This window comes from Treponema vincentii, from assembly GCF_010365865.1.
Classification (GTDB): domain Bacteria; phylum Spirochaetota; class Spirochaetia; order Treponematales; family Treponemataceae; genus Treponema.
The window spans coordinates 169627-185413 of record NZ_CP048020.1 but is presented as its reverse complement, the minus strand read 5'-3'; the positions used below and the strand labels follow the sequence as shown (position 1 = coordinate 185413).

Sequence of the window (15787 nt, the reverse complement as noted above, 5' to 3'; positions counted from 1 at the left end):
TTTTATTTCCTTACCCCTTCCAGCATCTGCATAAACGCTTTTACCGCAGCATATTCCTTTCTGCTCATGCTTTCTAACGCCGCAAGCGCCTCATCAGCTTTCCCTTCCTTATATCGTATCACCGCTCTCAAATAAAGACTTTCATCTCGGCTCTCTTCTATTTCGAACGCTCGATCAAGAAACCCCTCCGCTTCTTCATAGTTTCCGTTCTCTATCCCCCCTTCCGCTTCTTTTAATAAGTATTCACCGCTTTCAAGCCTTAAATGCAATAAGCTCAGAGGTTCATAATAAAATACCTGCTTAAATTTTTCGTACCCTTCTTTTTCCAATTCTATCAGTTGTTCCTTCTTATCCTTTATATCCGCAAAATAAAACTGTAGGATAAACCGCCCCTGCCCGTCCGACACCGCCTTCAGCTTTCCGTTTACCTTTACGTTGACCAACGCCACACCTTCTTCCCGTTCGTCATAGATCATCCCATACATGACTCCTGCATCATCTTTGTATTTCTTATTCCACACGCTCGTGCAGGACATCACCGCCGCTGCAACTACGGCAGCCGCCAAAACTAAAAGCCATTTATTTCGTTCCATCATCATATATTCTAAAAGCATACCACACCATAATACCGCTGTCAAAATAAAAATAGTTTGTTCTCACCTAAAAGAAGAATAGAGCATCGCGGTTGCTTCACGCTGGAAAAAATCTTGTTTTTTTGCTATCTTTAGCCGGTGAAAAGAAAACTCCTGGGCTTCCTTGTGCTAATAGGCGGCCTGCTCTTTTTAAAAAGCTATGTTTTAGATATAAGGCGGATTTCGGGGCATTCGATGGAACCCACCCTTTCCGATGGGCAGTTTGTTGTTATATGGAAATTGGCGTATGGAATTCAGCTTCCTGCTGCAAACCGGTATCTTTGCCGCTGGGGAATGCCAAAAACAGGGGATACCGTCCTCTATCATATAGACGGGCGGTTTGTGGTAAAACGCTGCGTAAAAATAGAAAATACGGAACTGCATTTTATTTCGGCTCCGCAAAAATCGGCGGAAAGTTATGGTTCGCTTATATTAGACGATAATAGAACTGTTGCGCTTAACCGCGTCCAATTTAGAAATCTGGGAGGATTTTTACCGCAAGCCGAACAATATGTTCCTACCGGTTTTATTTTAGCACTCGGCGATAATGCAATCCAATCCCGCGACTCCCGTGATTACGGATTTGTCTCGGTTGATAGTATCTGCGGTCGGTTACTATGGAACTAAATCATTTTATTTCTAAAAAACGCATTATCTTTTTTATCGGCTTGTTGCTCATCTTTACCGGCTTAATCGCTGCAAAATATGCGCGGGCAATGCTTGGGGCGGAACCGGAAGTACGTACCGTTAAGAAGACCCGCGAACGGGGCTCAATTTTAGATCGGAACGGAAAAATCTTAGCGGCAGCCACAACGCTGTATAATCTATCGGTAAATAAAACATTGATTGGGGATGTTAACCGTCTTGTCAATATTCTTTCTCCGATTCTCGAAATATCGGAATCCGAGCTGCTTGATAAAATTCAGGCTTCCAAGTCAAACTTTTTGTATTTAAAAAAGAAATTGAGTGAAAATGAAAAAGATATTTTAAAAGATGCAATACGGGAATATAATTTAAAAGGGATCAGACTTGAAGCGGTAGCAAACCGCATCTATCCTGAGAATGCACTTGCATCGACGCTGATCGGCTATCTTGGTGATGACGGTAAGGGATTGGCAGGTATTGAATACTCTATGCAAAATATCCTTTCCCCGCCTGAAGGTACTGCCGGTGCGGACAAAAACGGTTATACGGTTGCCTTAACAATCGATGCTTCCATTCAGTATATGCTGCAACAGATAGCCGAACGGACAATGAAGAGCTCAAAGGCGGAGGCAGTCATTTTTTTGGCAGCAGATGCAAAGACGGGCGAAATCCTTGCGTATATAAACGAACCGTCGGTCGATTTAGCTCATTTTACATCCAGTAAAAAAGAAGAACGGTTTGACCGCCCCGCCTATTTTATTTATGAGCCGGGATCCGTTTTTAAGATTTTTTCGATAGCATCTTTCTTAGAACTCGGCACGACAAAGGATTCCGATGTCTACACCTGCGATGCGCAATTTGCGTTTAAACCGCGGCAGCTAAGTGAAAAAAAAGACCAAAATGTGATCCGCTGTTTGCGGGTACACGGCCAAGTAACACCGCGCGACATTATCAGATTTTCTTGTAACGACGGGATGGCACAGATTGCCGACAAAACGGATGCCGCGGCTTTTGCCGAAAAGCTGCGGGCATTCGGATTCGGGAAAAAGACCGGCCTTGAGCTACCCGGAGAAGCGGCGGGCATTTTTGCGCCGGTGTCGTCATGGTCAGCCCGTACTAAACATACCATTGCGATAGGGCAGGAAATCGGCGTTACCTCCCTGCAAATTGTACAAGCGGCAACGGCATTTACCAATAAAGGCAAAACATTAAAACTCAGCCTATTATCCGAAATTCTGGATTCGGCAGGTAAGCCTGTCTACCGGCATAAACCGAAATCACTCGAACAGGTTATTTCGGCACAAACGGCAAAAACGGTACTCGGGTATATGCAGACCGCTGCCGATGACGGGACTGGTTTTCGTGCTTCGATTAAAGGCGTACCGATTTCCGTTAAGACCGGTACGGCACAGATGGCGCAAGCGGATGGGCGCGGCTACAGTTCCACCGATTACCTCAGCAGCTGTATCGGTATTTTTCCCGTCGATGATCCGCAGATTATCTTGTATATGGCGGTTATCCGTCCGGTCGGAGAAACATACGGTTCGTTGGTTGCCGCGCCGGCTATCTCGGAAGCGGCCAATGCAATTATCGATTATCGTGGAATGGGGCGGGCAAATGCTCCGAACGTAACCCATACCGGCATTATTCAATCGCATCGCCAAACACCGGTAACCGTCGGCGACACGATGCCTGATTTGATCGGCACCCCCAAGCGGTTGCTGCTCGATTTATTAGGCAGAACCGATATTACGGTTAAGCTGACCGGAGACGGCTATGTAACTGCCCAGAGTCCGGCGGCGGGAACGCCGGTTGTAAAAGGAATGATCATTGAACTCACCCTCGAATAACGGCGCAGCTTTTATCGGTGCGGCTTCTACCGGTAGCAATGGTGCGTCCATCGGTGCCGGAGCTACTTCTGTCTGCGTACCCTTTACTATCGATACCGAGGTGTTCCTCCAAAATTGTAATGACTTTACCGCCCGCTTTCCCGAACAGGCGGCAAGACTCGGGCTCGATCGACCGGAAACGGCTCTTCAGTGTTTACAAGCCGTACCGCCCGCATACCGATTAGTACAAGCAAAAGCAAAGGGTATGGAACATACGCCGACGCTGGCGGTAAACGGCAGCTTTGTGCATTCCAAATATAACCCTCAAGAAGAAGCCCGCCGTATCCTCGATTCCGAATTTTTTCAAACCGCAGAGGCGCAGAGCCGCTGTATCTTTACGGGGCTTGGCTTAGGCTATCTTGCGTCGCAGTATATCGAACGGTTTCCTGCCGCCGAAGCGGTGATCATCGAAGCGGATATGAACATTTTTCTGTGCTGTTTGGCTGCCCGTCGCCTCGATTCCCTTTTCCGGCACCGGCATTTAAGCCTTCTGATCGGAACACAACCGGAGGAGTCAGCCTCGTTTCTCGCTTCGACGGGGTGGAACAGCAAAATACTGTTTAAAGCGCCCGTTTCTACCGAAGCGTATAAGCCGTGGTACGGAACTTTTTTTACGCTACTCGAGCGGAATAAAATGAAAAACAGCATCAATGCCAAAACGCTGGAACGCTTCGGTACACTGTGGTTAAAAAATACGGTAAAGAACCTCGATATGCTTTGCACGACGGCAAAGATCGGCTGTTTTAAAAATGCTTTTCCCGATGCGGTAGCCGTCGTCCTTGCCGGCGAGCCGAGCTTAACCGCTCATCTTGAGGAGATAAAAAAAAGCGGCAAAGATTTTCTGATTATTGCGGTGGATACGGCGCTGCGGGCATGTCTGCGGGCAGGCATTACACCGGATTTTATCCTCAGCTTTGACCCGCAGTATTGGAACTACCTGCATACCGCCGGATTGGACACAAGCAAGTCTATTTTAATCAGCGAGGCGGCGGTTTTTCCGGCGGTACTCCGGCAGCGTTACCGCGCAGTATTCCTCTCCGAATCTTCGGTACCCTTTGCCCGTTATCTTGAAAGCAAAGGTGAAAAGCAAAACGGCGATGGGGACTGTGTACTCGCTGCCGGAGGTTCGGTTGCAACGACTGCGTGGGATTTTGCGCGGTATATCGGCGCCAAGCCCGTTATCATGGCGGGGTTGGATTTGGCCTATCCCGGTAAGCAAACGCACTTTGCAGGCAGCACCTTTGAAGAAGCCGTCCATACCCGCTCTACCCGTGTTGCTTCCGCAGAGCAGGCGAACTTTAACAGCTTATATTCGGCATTTCCTTCGCTGCATCAGGATTATGCCGGAGGTACAGTACTGACCGACCGCCGGATGCTGCTCTATGCGTGGTGGTTTGAAAGCACGCTTGCCAAATATCCGGAGGTTAAAACCTTCAATCTTATGCCGCACGGAGTGTTTATTCCCGGAATGCCCGCCTGTACTGCGGAAGATTTTGCAGGCATGACCGGCGGCCTCCCGCGCGTCGCCATCGATGAACGGTTGGAAACTCTTGTAAAAAGCGTGTATTCCCAAGCATTCCTAGACGGCTGCGGTGCGCGGAAGCGGCAGCTAGCCGCTTCGGTCAAGGCAATGACCGAGAGTGCCGCCGGTCTCGCAGCCCAAGCGGAAAAAGCCGAGGCGTTGTGCCGCCGATTAGCGGAATACAACAAAGCAGGCAAACGTGAAAGCGGAAATTCCGGCAACGGAAGCGGTACCCGTGAACAGGCTGCCTTAATTGCACAACTCAACAAAATAGACGAGAACATAAAGAACGGTTTTGCGAAAGATTTGGTTGCCGTGCTCTTTTTTAATGACGAAACCGGCAAAGACAGCGATTTGCAGCCCATTGCCGCTGCGGAAAATATCTACAAAAGGATTCGTCTGATGGCGTTACAAGCACATGATATATTTAAAAGCCGACAAGTAGATATTTTTTAAAAATGCACCGATATCCTTTCGCATATTTCCATAAAAATAAAAATATTTCTCAATATTTTAAAGCCACCGCCGATAATGAAAAAAGAAGGGGACATTAAACGGCGGTATCAACATCCAGACGCCGTTTCTTATACACCCGAAATAAGGACGGTTTGATGCTGTTGATCAGACCGTCCTTTTCTTTTGAAAATATACGGCATATCTACTTCGTTGCCTTGTCAAAAGTGTACATCCTTGTACACTTTTGACAGCGAGTTTCAGCATCGCTGAAACATCGCTTCTGATAGAACCAGCGGCATCCGTGCCGCTACTGAAAAATCCTCAACGTGTCATCTCCACCACGGATGGTGGTGGTTTTAGTCAGTAGCGTGTTTGCCCTGCAAACACGCAGGCACGGTAAAAAATATACAAGGATGTATATTTTTTACCGTGCCTGCGGTTAATTTGTGCTCGCGCCTCGTATCTATACCGTCTATTTGCAAAAGCGCTATTCGGGAATGTGCAAGGATGTACATTCCCGAACAATGGCATCCGTGCCGCTTCTGAATATCCTCAACGTGTCAGAACTGCCAAGGACGGCGGGGATTCCATGCAGAATCTGCGGGTGTTTCATACCTATAGCTTTTTCAGTTATTGCCGATACTATGAAAGCTATGGTAGTATCTTTGCCGAAAAAAATCGTCCTACTTCTTTGTACCGCCGTGTTTTATACCACCGGCGCATTTGCCTATGATTCCGTCAATCCTGAAAGGAATGCAGCCGTTCCGCAGGGACAGATTGAATGGAAACCGGTCTTTCCCCGTGCTCTTTTTCTCAATAAACCGGAAATTAGCGTTATGGAAACGGGCGGTCTGGCTGGTCCTATTGAGTATCAGGATATTTTAAAAAACAAAGAGCGAGCGGAACAGGGCTTGCAATCGGTATTGCTCAATAGCGATATTTTTGCGCTATACGGAAAACCGAATGCCCGCACAATGGGTATACTCGGTCAATATTCGCTTACAGAGATTGAGCCGATTATGAACGAATTCGTTAAACTCTACGATGTTGCAAACGGCAATCGAAAAATTATCCCCGCATTTTATATCATTTACGGCACCTGCTGGCCTGCCGGTGAAATCGGCATACTCTCTACCGATATTGTAGAGCAGTACATTGCCTTTGCGGCAGCGCGGGGGTGGTATGTGTTCCTCGACCATCAAATCGGCAAGTACTCTGTAGCCGAGGCAACGAAAAAATTACTCCCGTTCTTAAAATATCCGAATGTCCATCTCGCGCTTGACCCCGAATGGCGCACCACGAAACCGATGAAGGAAATCGGTTCCGTTACAGCGGAGGAGATCAACGAAGCGCAGCAAATTATCCAGAATTATATGATTGAACACGGTATCGGCGGTAGGCGTATGTTGGTTATTCACCAGTTTAATGCAAAAATGATTCAACAGCGGCACTTGGTAAAAAGCAATTACGAGCGGGTGCAGCTCATCCATTGTTCCGACGGTTTCGGCTCACCGAAGTTAAAAAAAGAAACGTATGCATATAACGCAGTCGCAAAAAATATTCCGTTAAAGTCGTTTAAGCTCTTTTTAAAACCGATGGTTGCAGGCGCCGGTTATGACGTTCCGATTATGAAGCCGGAAGAAGTATTTTTACTCAACCCGCGCCCGTATTTAATTATGTATCAATAGAAACGTTGGAGATGGGGGGAATTGAACCCCCGTCCTAAAAAGAGACACAGGAGCGTCTACAGGTTTATCGGCGCGAGGTGATTGTCGGGATCCGGTGTCAGCGCCGAAAGCGTCGAATCCGTATTGCGGGAAGTGTCCTTTTTACCGTCCGCATCCGGTAAAAAGCAAGCTCCGAATAGCGTCGGAACTCTACCTCGCTCGGAAGCAACACTCGGTAGGTTCCGCGATTACGCAGCTAATGCGTAGTCGGAACTGTCATTGTTGGCAGTTATAAAGTTTGCCGCTTTTTAGGAGTACGGCTCTCCACCTGCAACTCAAGCCTCTACTTCCTAGTCGAAACCGGAACATCCCCAGGCTTAATCGCATCGAATATACGGATTTACCCGCCTCCTGTCAACACCCGATTGATTGACATATTAGATATTCATTTGTATATTAAGAACATGAACACATCACCTGACAACATTTCATTGCAGCAAGCAAATGAAAAAATCTCTCAGCGGTTTATCACCGCCGTATATGGATGGATGGTTGCAGCTTTAGCAATCAGCGGAATTGCAGCCTTTGCGGTATTCAACAGCGAAACACTCCTCTATTTTATTTTTGGGAACCGTTTTACCTTCTTAGGGTTGATTATCGCAGAATTTGCACTGGTCATTATCCTGTCAGCAGGTATCAGAAGGATGAGCTTTCCGGCTGCGGCCGCTTCTTTTGTTATCTACTCGATTGTTAACGGATTGACGCTTTCGGTGGTACTCTTTGTCTACACGAGCACTTCTGTTGTAAGTATTTTTGTCATAACAGCGCTGATGTTCGGTGCAATGAGTATTTACGGGGCAACGACAAAGAGCAATCTAAACTCAGCTGGTAAGTATTTGATGATGGCTCTAACCGGACTGATCATTGCATCAATCGTTAACTGGTTTATGAATTCTTCTTCGCTCAGTTGGCTGATTTCTTTTGTGGCTGTCGGTGTGTTTACCGGACTAACCGCTTATGACACGCAAAAGATTACACAAGCTGCCCGCTATGCACAGGATAATGAAGATTTTAAGAAGGTTGCGATTATCGGCGCATTAGAGCTGTATCTTGACTTTGTTAATATCTTCTTAGCCCTCCTCCGCTTATTCGGCAAAAGAAGATAAAGACATCTCTAAAAACAGGGTTAGCTTTTAGGGGTTCCCATAACAATTGTTCGAAATGCGGCAGCTGAACAAAGTATACACTTTGCCGGTTGCTGCATCTCGATAGCGGAGCGCTATTTTCCTTCCATATATTACACATCCACCCAATCGTCTATATATCATAATCCTTTCCTTTTTCGATTTAACTATATATTTTCCAATGGCAATTTATCAGAACTCGTTATGAGGAATGTAATGCTGTTCATTTTGGTTAAGTCGATTATGTACTAACGCGTTGATTCTTTTGCGGTTACCCTTGCACTGCTAAATATAAACATGGTACTATCGCCTTTATGGAAAGAAAACGAATTTTAACGGGTGATCGTCCTACAGGGAACCTTCATCTGGGACATTATGTCGGTTCGATTAGAAATCGCGTACGGCTCCAAGACGAATTTGAATGCTTTTTTATCATTGCGGACTTACATACACTGACGACAAAGCCTGATAAACAATATATCGATGAACTTGCCGATAATGTGCGGCAAATGGCTCTGGATTATTTAGCTTGCGGGATCGATCCTGAAAAATCGGTTATTTATCTGCAATCAGCGGTACCGGAAGTATGCGAATTGAACCTGTTCTTTTCCGACCTTGTTACCGTACCGCGGCTGCAGCGTATTCCTTCCATAAAGGATATGGCCAAGGCAGCCCATCTTTCCGAATTACCGCTTGGGCTCCTCGGCTATCCGGTGCTGCAAGCTGCCGATATATTGCTGCCCCGTGCAAATCTGGTGCCGGTCGGCAAGGACAACGAAAGCCATGTCGAATTGACGCGGGAAATCGCAAAACGCTTTAACTATATGTACGGTGATGTGTTTCCGTTGCCGGAGGTTATGGTAAGCGATTGCGGCTCGCTTGTTGGTACGGACGGGCAGGCTAAGATGTCGAAGAGCCTCGGCAATGCGATATTTCTCTGCGATGATGAAAAAACAGTGATAAAAAAGGTACGCAGTATGTACACCGATCCCAACCGAACCAGCGCCGATATTCCGGGAACTGTAGAGGGGAATCCGGTGTTCATCTACCATGATGCCTTTAATCCGAACAAAGCGGAAATTGAAGATTTAAAAGAACGCTACCGGAAGGGAAAGGTTGGCGATGTCGAAGTAAAGGATAAACTCGCCGCCGCCATCAATACTTTCCTTGAACCTATTAGAGAACGGCGTGCGATGTATGCATCCAAGCGAGGCTTCATCGACGAAATTATCTACAACGGTACGATGAAGATGCGGGCGGAAGCCGCACAAACCCTTAAAATCGTAAAAAAAGCAATGGGTGTTTCCGGTGTTTGGAATAAAATTTCCCGAAAAGCGGAAGAAGTACAGAAAAAAAACCGATAACGAGAAGAAGATTCAACAAATTATAAAAAAGCCGGTCTATGGACAACCATAAACCGGCTTTTTTTTGCCCTGCGGTTTACACCCATCGGAGCGTATTACCGCAAGTTCTATACAGAGATCTTCTTTTATAAGCCCCAGAAAGTTTTCAGCATCGGTGCGATAACCAATGAGACCATCGACATCAGCTTTATCAAAATATTGATCGAAGGACCGGCGGTATCTTTGAAGGGATCGCCAACCGTATCGCCGACAACGGCGGCCTTGTGCGCTTCGGAGCCTTTGCCTGCGCCGCTGCCCGATTCAATCATCTTCTTTGCGTTATCCCATGCGCCGCCCGAATTTGCCATAAAGATGGCGAGTACAACGCCAGAGCCGGTAACGCCGGTTAATAACCCGATAAGCATCGCCGGGCCGCCGACAAAGCCGACTAAAATCGGTGTGATAATGGCAACAAGGCCGGGGATAACCATTTCGCGGATAGCGGCCTGCGTACTGATGTCTACGCAGCGCTTATAGTCCGGCTTTTCGGTGTGGTTCAAAATGCCGGGCTTATTTTTAAACTGACTGCGCACTTCTTCTATCATCTTGTACGCGGCTTTACCGACTGCGGACATCGCCATAGCGGAGAAGAGGAACGGCACCGCAACGCCCAGCAGGATACCGGTCAGAACGGGAATATTCGTAATATCGACAATATCGACGCCGGTATGTTCTTTAAATGAGGTGAAAAGGATGATAGCGGTTAATGCTGCGGAACCGATAGCAAAACCCTTCCCGATTGCAGCGGTAGTGTTTCCGACGGCGTCGAGGCTGTCGGTAATTTCACGTACTTCGCCCGGGAACTCCGCCATCTGAGCAAGGCCGCCTGCGTTATCCGCGATGGGGCCGTAAGCATCGACGGCAAGTTGAATACCGAGCGTAACCAGCATACCGACTGCCGCAATACCGACACCGTAGAGGCCTGCCAAGCTGAAGCTGCCCCAGATTGCCGCTCCGATCAATACGATGGTCGGGAATGCACTGCGCATACCGACGCCGAGACCGGTAATAATCGTTGTTGCGGCGCCTGTTTCGCATGAATTCATAATCGAAACAACCGGCTTCTTGCCCGTACCGGTATAGTACTCGGTTAAAAGCCCGATAAGAACGCCGGAGGCGAGACCGGTAATCGTTGCGCCGAAGATATGGTACATACCGGCGGTTCCATTAAAGGTTTCTTCGCCGATAAAGAACTTCAATACGATAAACAAGAAAACAGTTGCCAGGATTGCCGCGCCGAAGGTACCGGCGTTCAACGCTTTTTGAGGATCGCTTCCCGGTTTTGCACGTACAAATATCGTTCCGACTAAGGATGCAACAATACCCAAAACCGCAATCAAAAGCGGCAATACCATAAGCTTTAATTTAAGGGAATCGGAAGCGACGACGGTTAAACCGAGAATCATCGCTCCAATCAGCGAACCGACAAAGGATTCAAAGAGGTCTGCCCCCATACCTGCAACGTCGCCGACGTTATCACCGACGTTATCCGCAATAGTGGCAGGGTTGCGCGGGTCGTCTTCGGGAATGTTTTTTTCTACCTTACCGACCAAGTCTGCACCGACGTCCGCCGCTTTGGTAAAGATACCGCCGCCGACACGAGAGAAAAGCGCGACTGAGGAAGCGCCAAGCGAAAAGGCGGTTCCAAGCGGTAGCGTTATATTATAAAAAGTCTTGATATCCGTTCCGTAAGTCAGGGTTCCTATAAGCATTACAATAAAAAATCCGAATAGCGCAAGACCGACAACGCTCATACCCATGACGCTGCCGCCGGAGAATGCAACCTTTAATGCCGGGGTAAGACCGCCGTTTTTTGCCGCCTGCGCCGTGCGCGCATTTGCCGCAGTTGCAACCTTCATACCGATAAATCCTGCCAACAGGGATACTGCTGCGCCCAATACGAAAGTAAGCGCTTCCATTTTAAGCTCGCCTTTATTCCCGGCAGCCAAAAACAAAGCAACCGCTGCAATAAAAGGCACCAATGCCTTATATTCGCGGTTCAAAAAAGCCATTGCTCCTTCCGAGATATACCCGCTGATGCGCCGTAAGTCATCGTTCTCTACCGGCTGCCGGTTAATCCAGCGCGTTTTTGCAAAGGCATACAGCAATGCTGCAATGCTCCCCGCAAGAACAAGCACCAATACGGAATACACAAGATTAGTTATCATACTATTACTCCTCTCAATACTTTTCCCTCTTTTATAAAATTTTTTATAGAAGATTCTATTGCAATTTATAACTATTGCTTCTGTGACGTGTCCAAAGTACTTTTTATTGGAACTGATTTTCGTATTTTAATACATGAAATATGTTTTTTCAAGCCTGATTTTATAGCCATTTTGCGTCTCGTGCTCTATATAAGAGCCGGAGGTTAAGCCATGAAACTTAAACGATTGTTATTTCCGTTCTTTGCCTGCATTGCCGTGGGCGTTTTCTTTCTACAATGCACGCGGTGTACTCCCCTTACGGATAGGCAGTTTAATGAGCCTGTTACACTCGTTACGTATAACACGCAGACATTCTTTGACGCCGTAGAGGACGGTACCGAGTTTAAAGAATACAAAGGGAGTAAATCCCGATGGACAGCTCAGAAGTACAAAGCCCGCCTCGAACGGCTTAAAGGCACCATATTTGCAGCAGGAGAAAAGCTGACAGGGAAAAAAGACCGGTTGCCTGATATCGTGGTCTTGCAGGAGGTTGAAAGTAACCGCGTGATTGAGGACTTCTGTAAACAACTACCGAATGGAGAAAATTATCCCTATGCAGTATGCCCGCCGCATTCGGATAAAGGCGCCTTTACTACGGTGATTTTGAGTAAGTATCCTGTTGAACGCTATTTTGTACATCGCTTGCAGACCGAAAAAAGGGTGTCGCTGCGTCCGCTAATTGAGGTGGTATTGAATACGGGGAGCAAAGATAAGCCGCAGTTATTAACCGTTTTTGCCGTGCATTGGAAATCAAAAACCGGTGGTTCCGACAGTGCAGTCGTCCGCGCTCAACAAGAAGCTCAGTTGATAAAAAAAATTCAAGAACACAGAGAAAGAAATCCGGATATCCCCTTTGTCGTATGCGGAGACTTTAATCAGACATTGGAAGAATTTAATCAGCTGTCTGATTTTCCGGTGTGTTGGAACGTATCGAGCTATAGAACAGAGAACGAAGCGGGCGCACAGCCGAACGGCAGCTATTACTTTAAAAATTCGTGGGAGAAAATCGATCATATTTTCTACGAGAGTGGTACGAGCGATTACGAGGTTTCAGAAAACGCTTCGGATACGGGACAGGCTTATATCGAACCGCTGCTGTTTTTTGTATTGTATGAACCGCCGCTGATTGAAGACGGTAAACCGGTCAGATACAATGTGCTGACCGGCGAAGGGTATTCAGACCATTTACCGCTCGGCTTCCGCTTCGAAATACGCGATTAAAAGAGAGGCACAACTGCCATCCGTGGCGGTAGAAAAACGGCAGGAATCAATCCCCTCGCACGAATCAGCTTGCGGATTGTCCGGGTACCGGTTATTTCCGGGTTGTCCGCAAGCAATTCATCCCGCGGTATTGGCATTGATAAAAGCCATCGGCAAGGACTTTACGGTTCCGGTTTTAACCGGTATGCTATATGGAATACCGATCGGCAAGAGGAATGCTTCTATGCGCACTAAACAACCTATAGAAGAAATACGGCATTTTATCTATACCCAAACTCTCATAAAAAAATCCCGGCTTGTGGCTCTTATCATGCTACCCGTTACCGTTGCCGTCATTGTATTGCAGTATATTTCCGTTCTTCCGTCAGATAGGCTGATCAGATTATCCAATATTTTATGTGCGGTTATGCTCGGTTATATCGCAATCAAACCCCGCTTCATCATCCTGTATACGTTTCCGTGTTTGATTGCAGGATTGGTCAATATTTATCATGGCGGCAATTTGCTCGGACTTTCTTTATATCTGGCGGGATTACTCATTCTATTAAAAGCGAATTTCTTTAAAACATATATCCGATATAAGATTAGTGTGTTAGGCGGCAGCTTTGCAGCTGTTTTGATTACCCAGTGGTTTCGGCATGGGAGCACCGCTTTTATGCTTTCCTTGCTGCACATTGGGCTTGGTTTTTTTATGGCAGCTGCCCTGTTTGTCCTGTTTGCAGATGATTTAAAACACTATTATACACGAAAAACTCCCATCCACGTATCTTCGCTCCGGTTAACCGAGCGGCAGCATCAATGCCTTTGCTTAGCGGCGGAGGGTATTACCTTCAAACAAATCGGCGACAAACTTTGTATTTCGGAATCGGTGATAAAAAAAAAGAAATGACCGAAATTTACAAAGCGCTGAACGTTGCGAATTATCATGCCTTTCTCATTTTTATACAGCAGCATGAATTAATTCAATAAGGTCATCAAGACAAACACGTCAGACCGTTTTTTAAACAACCCCGAAAAAAGAGAACCGAAAGTTCTTTTTTTTTAAGAACTCCGGTTCTTTGCAGAATTTTCGCTTGACGACAGAGAAAAGCTCCTTTACGCTTGAGTATAGAGAAGCGGAATACGCGTCGGTTCGGTTTTGGGACGGCGAGTGTTTATGTTATGAACAAGAACTTGTTCAAATCGCAGTTTGTAAACTGCACGTACGGATGCAAAGGAGTGATTATGCAAAGAAAAGTATTGTATCTTTTTATTCTGTCGGCTCTGCTTGTAGCAGCGTCCTGCAAAAATTCAGTGGACGGGACATCGCAGCTTTATGAACCGTTGAGCAGGGTAAAGCTGAGCGTTGGAATATTTTAGAAAAGAGAGGTTATAAATGAAAATAAAAGATTTTATACGTGCATTGGTTTTAGTTGTTGTTTTATGTTTTTCCTTTAGTTCATGCATACAAGTAACGGATATGAGTGAACATACGGCAGAGTTTTATGTTCTGAACATGACAGAAAGTCCGTTAACTGTTGAATTTATTTCTGAGAAAACAAAATCTGTCTTTAATAAATGTTCCATTAATGATATTCAGCCAATTGAAGAAAGCAATCCCATTTTGAACAAAAGTTTTCAAGATATTAGTAAACTTTACGCTGAGGGAAAAATCGGTTATGTATCTTCAAAGTTTGTTCCCGGAACCTACTTTCAAGATATTGATAATTTTTCTGAATCTGAGAATATTTATCCAATAGTTTTCAAAGACGGGAAAAAAATTACTATCAAAAATGGAAAAGCAGCATACATGGATTTGCGATATAATTCAAATCCTCGCAGTTTTTTTATGATCATAAAATCGAAATTAAAATTAAGGATTAATGCTGCTGATTATAAGAGTATTTTAAATGGCACCATGTATAATGATGAGTATAAAGATGCATTAACAACAATTTATTTTAACAGTACAGAACCGGAACGGGATGCAGTACTCAGGACATATTCACTAGGCTCAACTCCGAACACATCAATAAAAACCATCAGGCTTTTGGAAACGATTCCTTTACTTGTAGATGATAATTACGGTTATTTTGTTTTCCAGAAATATCAATGGTTGTGGTAAATATTTTGCCGGTTTTGATGAACGAGAGTTCAATAAATTGGGGTGGTGGCTCATTAATTTCATATTAGATAAGCACCCTGGACTAAGCCAATGGGTAAAACCGGCTTTACAAGCAACAACAGCAGCAGCAGAGCAAGCTACCTTAAATGACTACTGCGAAATTCGGGATATGATACCGCAAAGCGATTTTATAAAGCAAAATGTTATAGAATCAAAACCGTATTCCTATCAGGTACAAACCGGCACGACCCGGCACTTGGGATGGGAAAGGGTAACAAACCGCTGGGAATGGAAGTATTGGGCGTTGCGTTGGCAGTATAGTCCTGTGTATAGCACATACATTGGATATAAGCATACGTCTAAACTACCTGAAAACATTCCGATAGGCTATATCGCCGGTACAAAAAACAATGTATTGAGTATAGCCGGAAGTACAGAAAAAGGTATACGTACAGTGCTGAACGTAACAGGAGGATTTTTTGCCGCTGCGGAAGGTATTCATATTGTAAAATGCGTGGGGATTGTCGGCTTATTTACGGGAAGTCCCCGCTATGCGGCAGCCTGTGTCAAGGCGCGTGAATATTGCTGGAACTTCGACAGCCGCGTAAATAACCTGCTCGGCTCATCCGAACACGACGGCCTTGTTGCAAAGGAAAGCCAGTATATCCCGAAGAGTGTACACGGGAAAATTGTAGGAGACCAGACGAGGGGTTATGAAACCTTTAACTACAATCATGCGGAAATTTTCAATTATAACGGTACCGGTATGCCGCCAAAAGAAGTGCAAGAGGAGATTACGAGTATGATAGAGCAAGGAAAAGGGATTCGGTAAGAACTTTAATAGGAACTGTTGCAGA

General features: G+C 45.9%; 14 protein-coding genes and 1 other RNA gene. 11 read left to right on the top strand and 4 right to left on the bottom strand.

The window, feature by feature from the left end:
* Positions 1-2 precede the first annotated feature (2 nt).
* Positions 3-614 carry a tetratricopeptide repeat protein gene (locus GWP43_RS00800; protein ID WP_230977826.1) on the bottom strand — a complete coding sequence of 204 codons (612 nt, stop codon included), beginning with the start codon at positions 612-614 and terminating at the stop codon, positions 3-5.
* A gap of 117 nt (positions 615-731) precedes the next feature.
* On the opposite strand from GWP43_RS00800, the gene lepB reads away from it, so the two are divergent.
* Genes lepB through GWP43_RS00785 form a run of 3 tightly spaced genes read left to right on the top strand, consistent with a single transcriptional unit; the run spans position 732 to position 5144 of the window.
* The gene (gene lepB, locus GWP43_RS00795; protein ID WP_162662043.1) at positions 732-1259 is read left to right on the top strand and encodes a signal peptidase I; all 528 of its coding nucleotides are present in this window, start codon (positions 732-734) and stop codon (positions 1257-1259) included.
* The gene (locus GWP43_RS00790; RefSeq protein WP_162662042.1) at positions 1250-3127 is read left to right on the top strand and encodes a penicillin-binding protein; all 1878 of its coding nucleotides are present in this window, start codon (positions 1250-1252) and stop codon (positions 3125-3127) included. Before lepB ends, GWP43_RS00790 begins: the two co-directional genes overlap by 10 nt.
* Positions 3108-5144, top strand: a complete 2037-nt coding sequence (locus tag GWP43_RS00785; protein WP_203232427.1) for a motility associated factor glycosyltransferase family protein — start codon at positions 3108-3110, stop codon at positions 5142-5144. The genes GWP43_RS00790 and GWP43_RS00785 overlap by 20 nt, the downstream gene beginning before the upstream one ends.
* Positions 5145-5631: 487 nt before the next feature.
* On the opposite strand, the gene GWP43_RS15130 is transcribed toward GWP43_RS00785, so the two are convergent.
* Positions 5632-5757, bottom strand: a complete 126-nt coding sequence (locus GWP43_RS15130; RefSeq protein ID WP_269138863.1) for a hypothetical protein — start codon at positions 5755-5757, stop codon at positions 5632-5634.
* Positions 5758-5788: 31 nt separating this feature from the next.
* On the opposite strand from GWP43_RS15130, the gene GWP43_RS00780 reads away from it, so the two are divergent.
* On the top strand, positions 5789-6832 hold the full coding sequence (locus GWP43_RS00780) for a hypothetical protein (protein ID WP_162662041.1): 1044 nt from the start codon (positions 5789-5791) through the stop codon (positions 6830-6832).
* 3 nt (positions 6833-6835) lie between these two features.
* Here GWP43_RS00780 and ssrA read toward each other — a convergent pair.
* Positions 6836-7184: a transfer-messenger RNA gene (gene ssrA, locus GWP43_RS00775) on the bottom strand.
* Between the two features lie 91 nt (positions 7185-7275).
* On the opposite strand from ssrA, the gene GWP43_RS00770 reads away from it, so the two are divergent.
* Both GWP43_RS00770 and trpS read left to right on the top strand, forming a co-directional pair.
* Positions 7276-7977: a Bax inhibitor-1/YccA family protein gene (locus GWP43_RS00770; protein WP_162662040.1), complete on the top strand. Its 702-nt coding sequence runs from the start codon at positions 7276-7278 to the stop codon at positions 7975-7977.
* A gap of 332 nt (positions 7978-8309) precedes the next feature.
* Entirely contained in the window at positions 8310-9359 is a 1050-nt protein-coding gene (gene trpS / locus GWP43_RS00765; RefSeq protein ID WP_162662039.1) for a tryptophan--tRNA ligase, read from the top strand.
* A 125-nt stretch (positions 9360-9484) separates the two neighbouring features.
* Here the strand turns inward: trpS and GWP43_RS00760 are convergent, their stop codons facing one another.
* A complete protein-coding gene (locus GWP43_RS00760; RefSeq protein WP_162662038.1) occupies positions 9485-11566 on the bottom strand; it encodes a sodium-translocating pyrophosphatase in 2082 nt (693 codons plus the stop codon).
* Positions 11567-11776: 210 nt separating this feature from the next.
* On the opposite strand from GWP43_RS00760, the gene GWP43_RS00755 reads away from it, so the two are divergent.
* From GWP43_RS00755 to GWP43_RS00740, 5 genes are all read left to right on the top strand, one after another.
* Positions 11777-12826, top strand: coding sequence for an endonuclease/exonuclease/phosphatase family protein (locus GWP43_RS00755; protein WP_162662037.1), 1050 nt, complete (start codon positions 11777-11779; stop codon positions 12824-12826).
* A gap of 22 nt (positions 12827-12848) precedes the next feature.
* Complete coding sequence (locus GWP43_RS00750; RefSeq protein WP_230977824.1) at positions 12849-13715, top strand: helix-turn-helix transcriptional regulator; 867 nt, start codon at positions 12849-12851, stop codon at positions 13713-13715.
* A 335-nt stretch (positions 13716-14050) separates the two neighbouring features.
* Positions 14051-14185, top strand: coding sequence for a hypothetical protein (locus tag GWP43_RS15125; protein ID WP_256481807.1), 135 nt, complete (start codon positions 14051-14053; stop codon positions 14183-14185).
* Between the two features lie 16 nt (positions 14186-14201).
* Positions 14202-14930, top strand: a complete 729-nt coding sequence (locus tag GWP43_RS00745) for a hypothetical protein (RefSeq protein ID WP_162662036.1) — start codon at positions 14202-14204, stop codon at positions 14928-14930.
* Complete coding sequence (locus GWP43_RS00740; protein WP_162662035.1) at positions 14881-15762, top strand: hypothetical protein; 882 nt, start codon at positions 14881-14883, stop codon at positions 15760-15762. The genes GWP43_RS00745 and GWP43_RS00740 overlap by 50 nt, the downstream gene beginning before the upstream one ends.
* Positions 15763-15787: the final 25 nt, after the last annotated feature.

Bases quoted from the DNA above. Each gene is read 5' to 3' on its own strand.
- GWP43_RS00800 (WP_230977826.1), bottom strand. From the start codon at position 614: ATGCTTTTAGAATATATGATGATGGAACGAAATAAATGGCTTTTAGTT.
- GWP43_RS00790 (WP_162662042.1), top strand. From the start codon at position 1,250: ATGGAACTAAATCATTTTATTTCTAAAAAACGCATTATCTTTTTTATC.
- GWP43_RS15130 (WP_269138863.1), bottom strand. From the start codon at position 5,757: ATGAAACACCCGCAGATTCTGCATGGAATCCCCGCCGTCCTTGGCAGT.
- GWP43_RS00780 (WP_162662041.1), top strand. From the start codon at position 5,789: ATGAAAGCTATGGTAGTATCTTTGCCGAAAAAAATCGTCCTACTTCTT.
- GWP43_RS00770 (WP_162662040.1), top strand. From the start codon at position 7,276: ATGAACACATCACCTGACAACATTTCATTGCAGCAAGCAAATGAAAAA.
- trpS (WP_162662039.1), top strand. From the start codon at position 8,310: ATGGAAAGAAAACGAATTTTAACGGGTGATCGTCCTACAGGGAACCTT.
- GWP43_RS00760 (WP_162662038.1), bottom strand. From the start codon at position 11,566: ATGATAACTAATCTTGTGTATTCCGTATTGGTGCTTGTTCTTGCGGGG.
- GWP43_RS00755 (WP_162662037.1), top strand. From the start codon at position 11,777: ATGAAACTTAAACGATTGTTATTTCCGTTCTTTGCCTGCATTGCCGTG.
- GWP43_RS15125 (WP_256481807.1), top strand. From the start codon at position 14,051: ATGCAAAGAAAAGTATTGTATCTTTTTATTCTGTCGGCTCTGCTTGTA.
- GWP43_RS00745 (WP_162662036.1), top strand. From the start codon at position 14,202: ATGAAAATAAAAGATTTTATACGTGCATTGGTTTTAGTTGTTGTTTTA.
- GWP43_RS00740 (WP_162662035.1), top strand. From the start codon at position 14,881: ATGATAATTACGGTTATTTTGTTTTCCAGAAATATCAATGGTTGTGGT.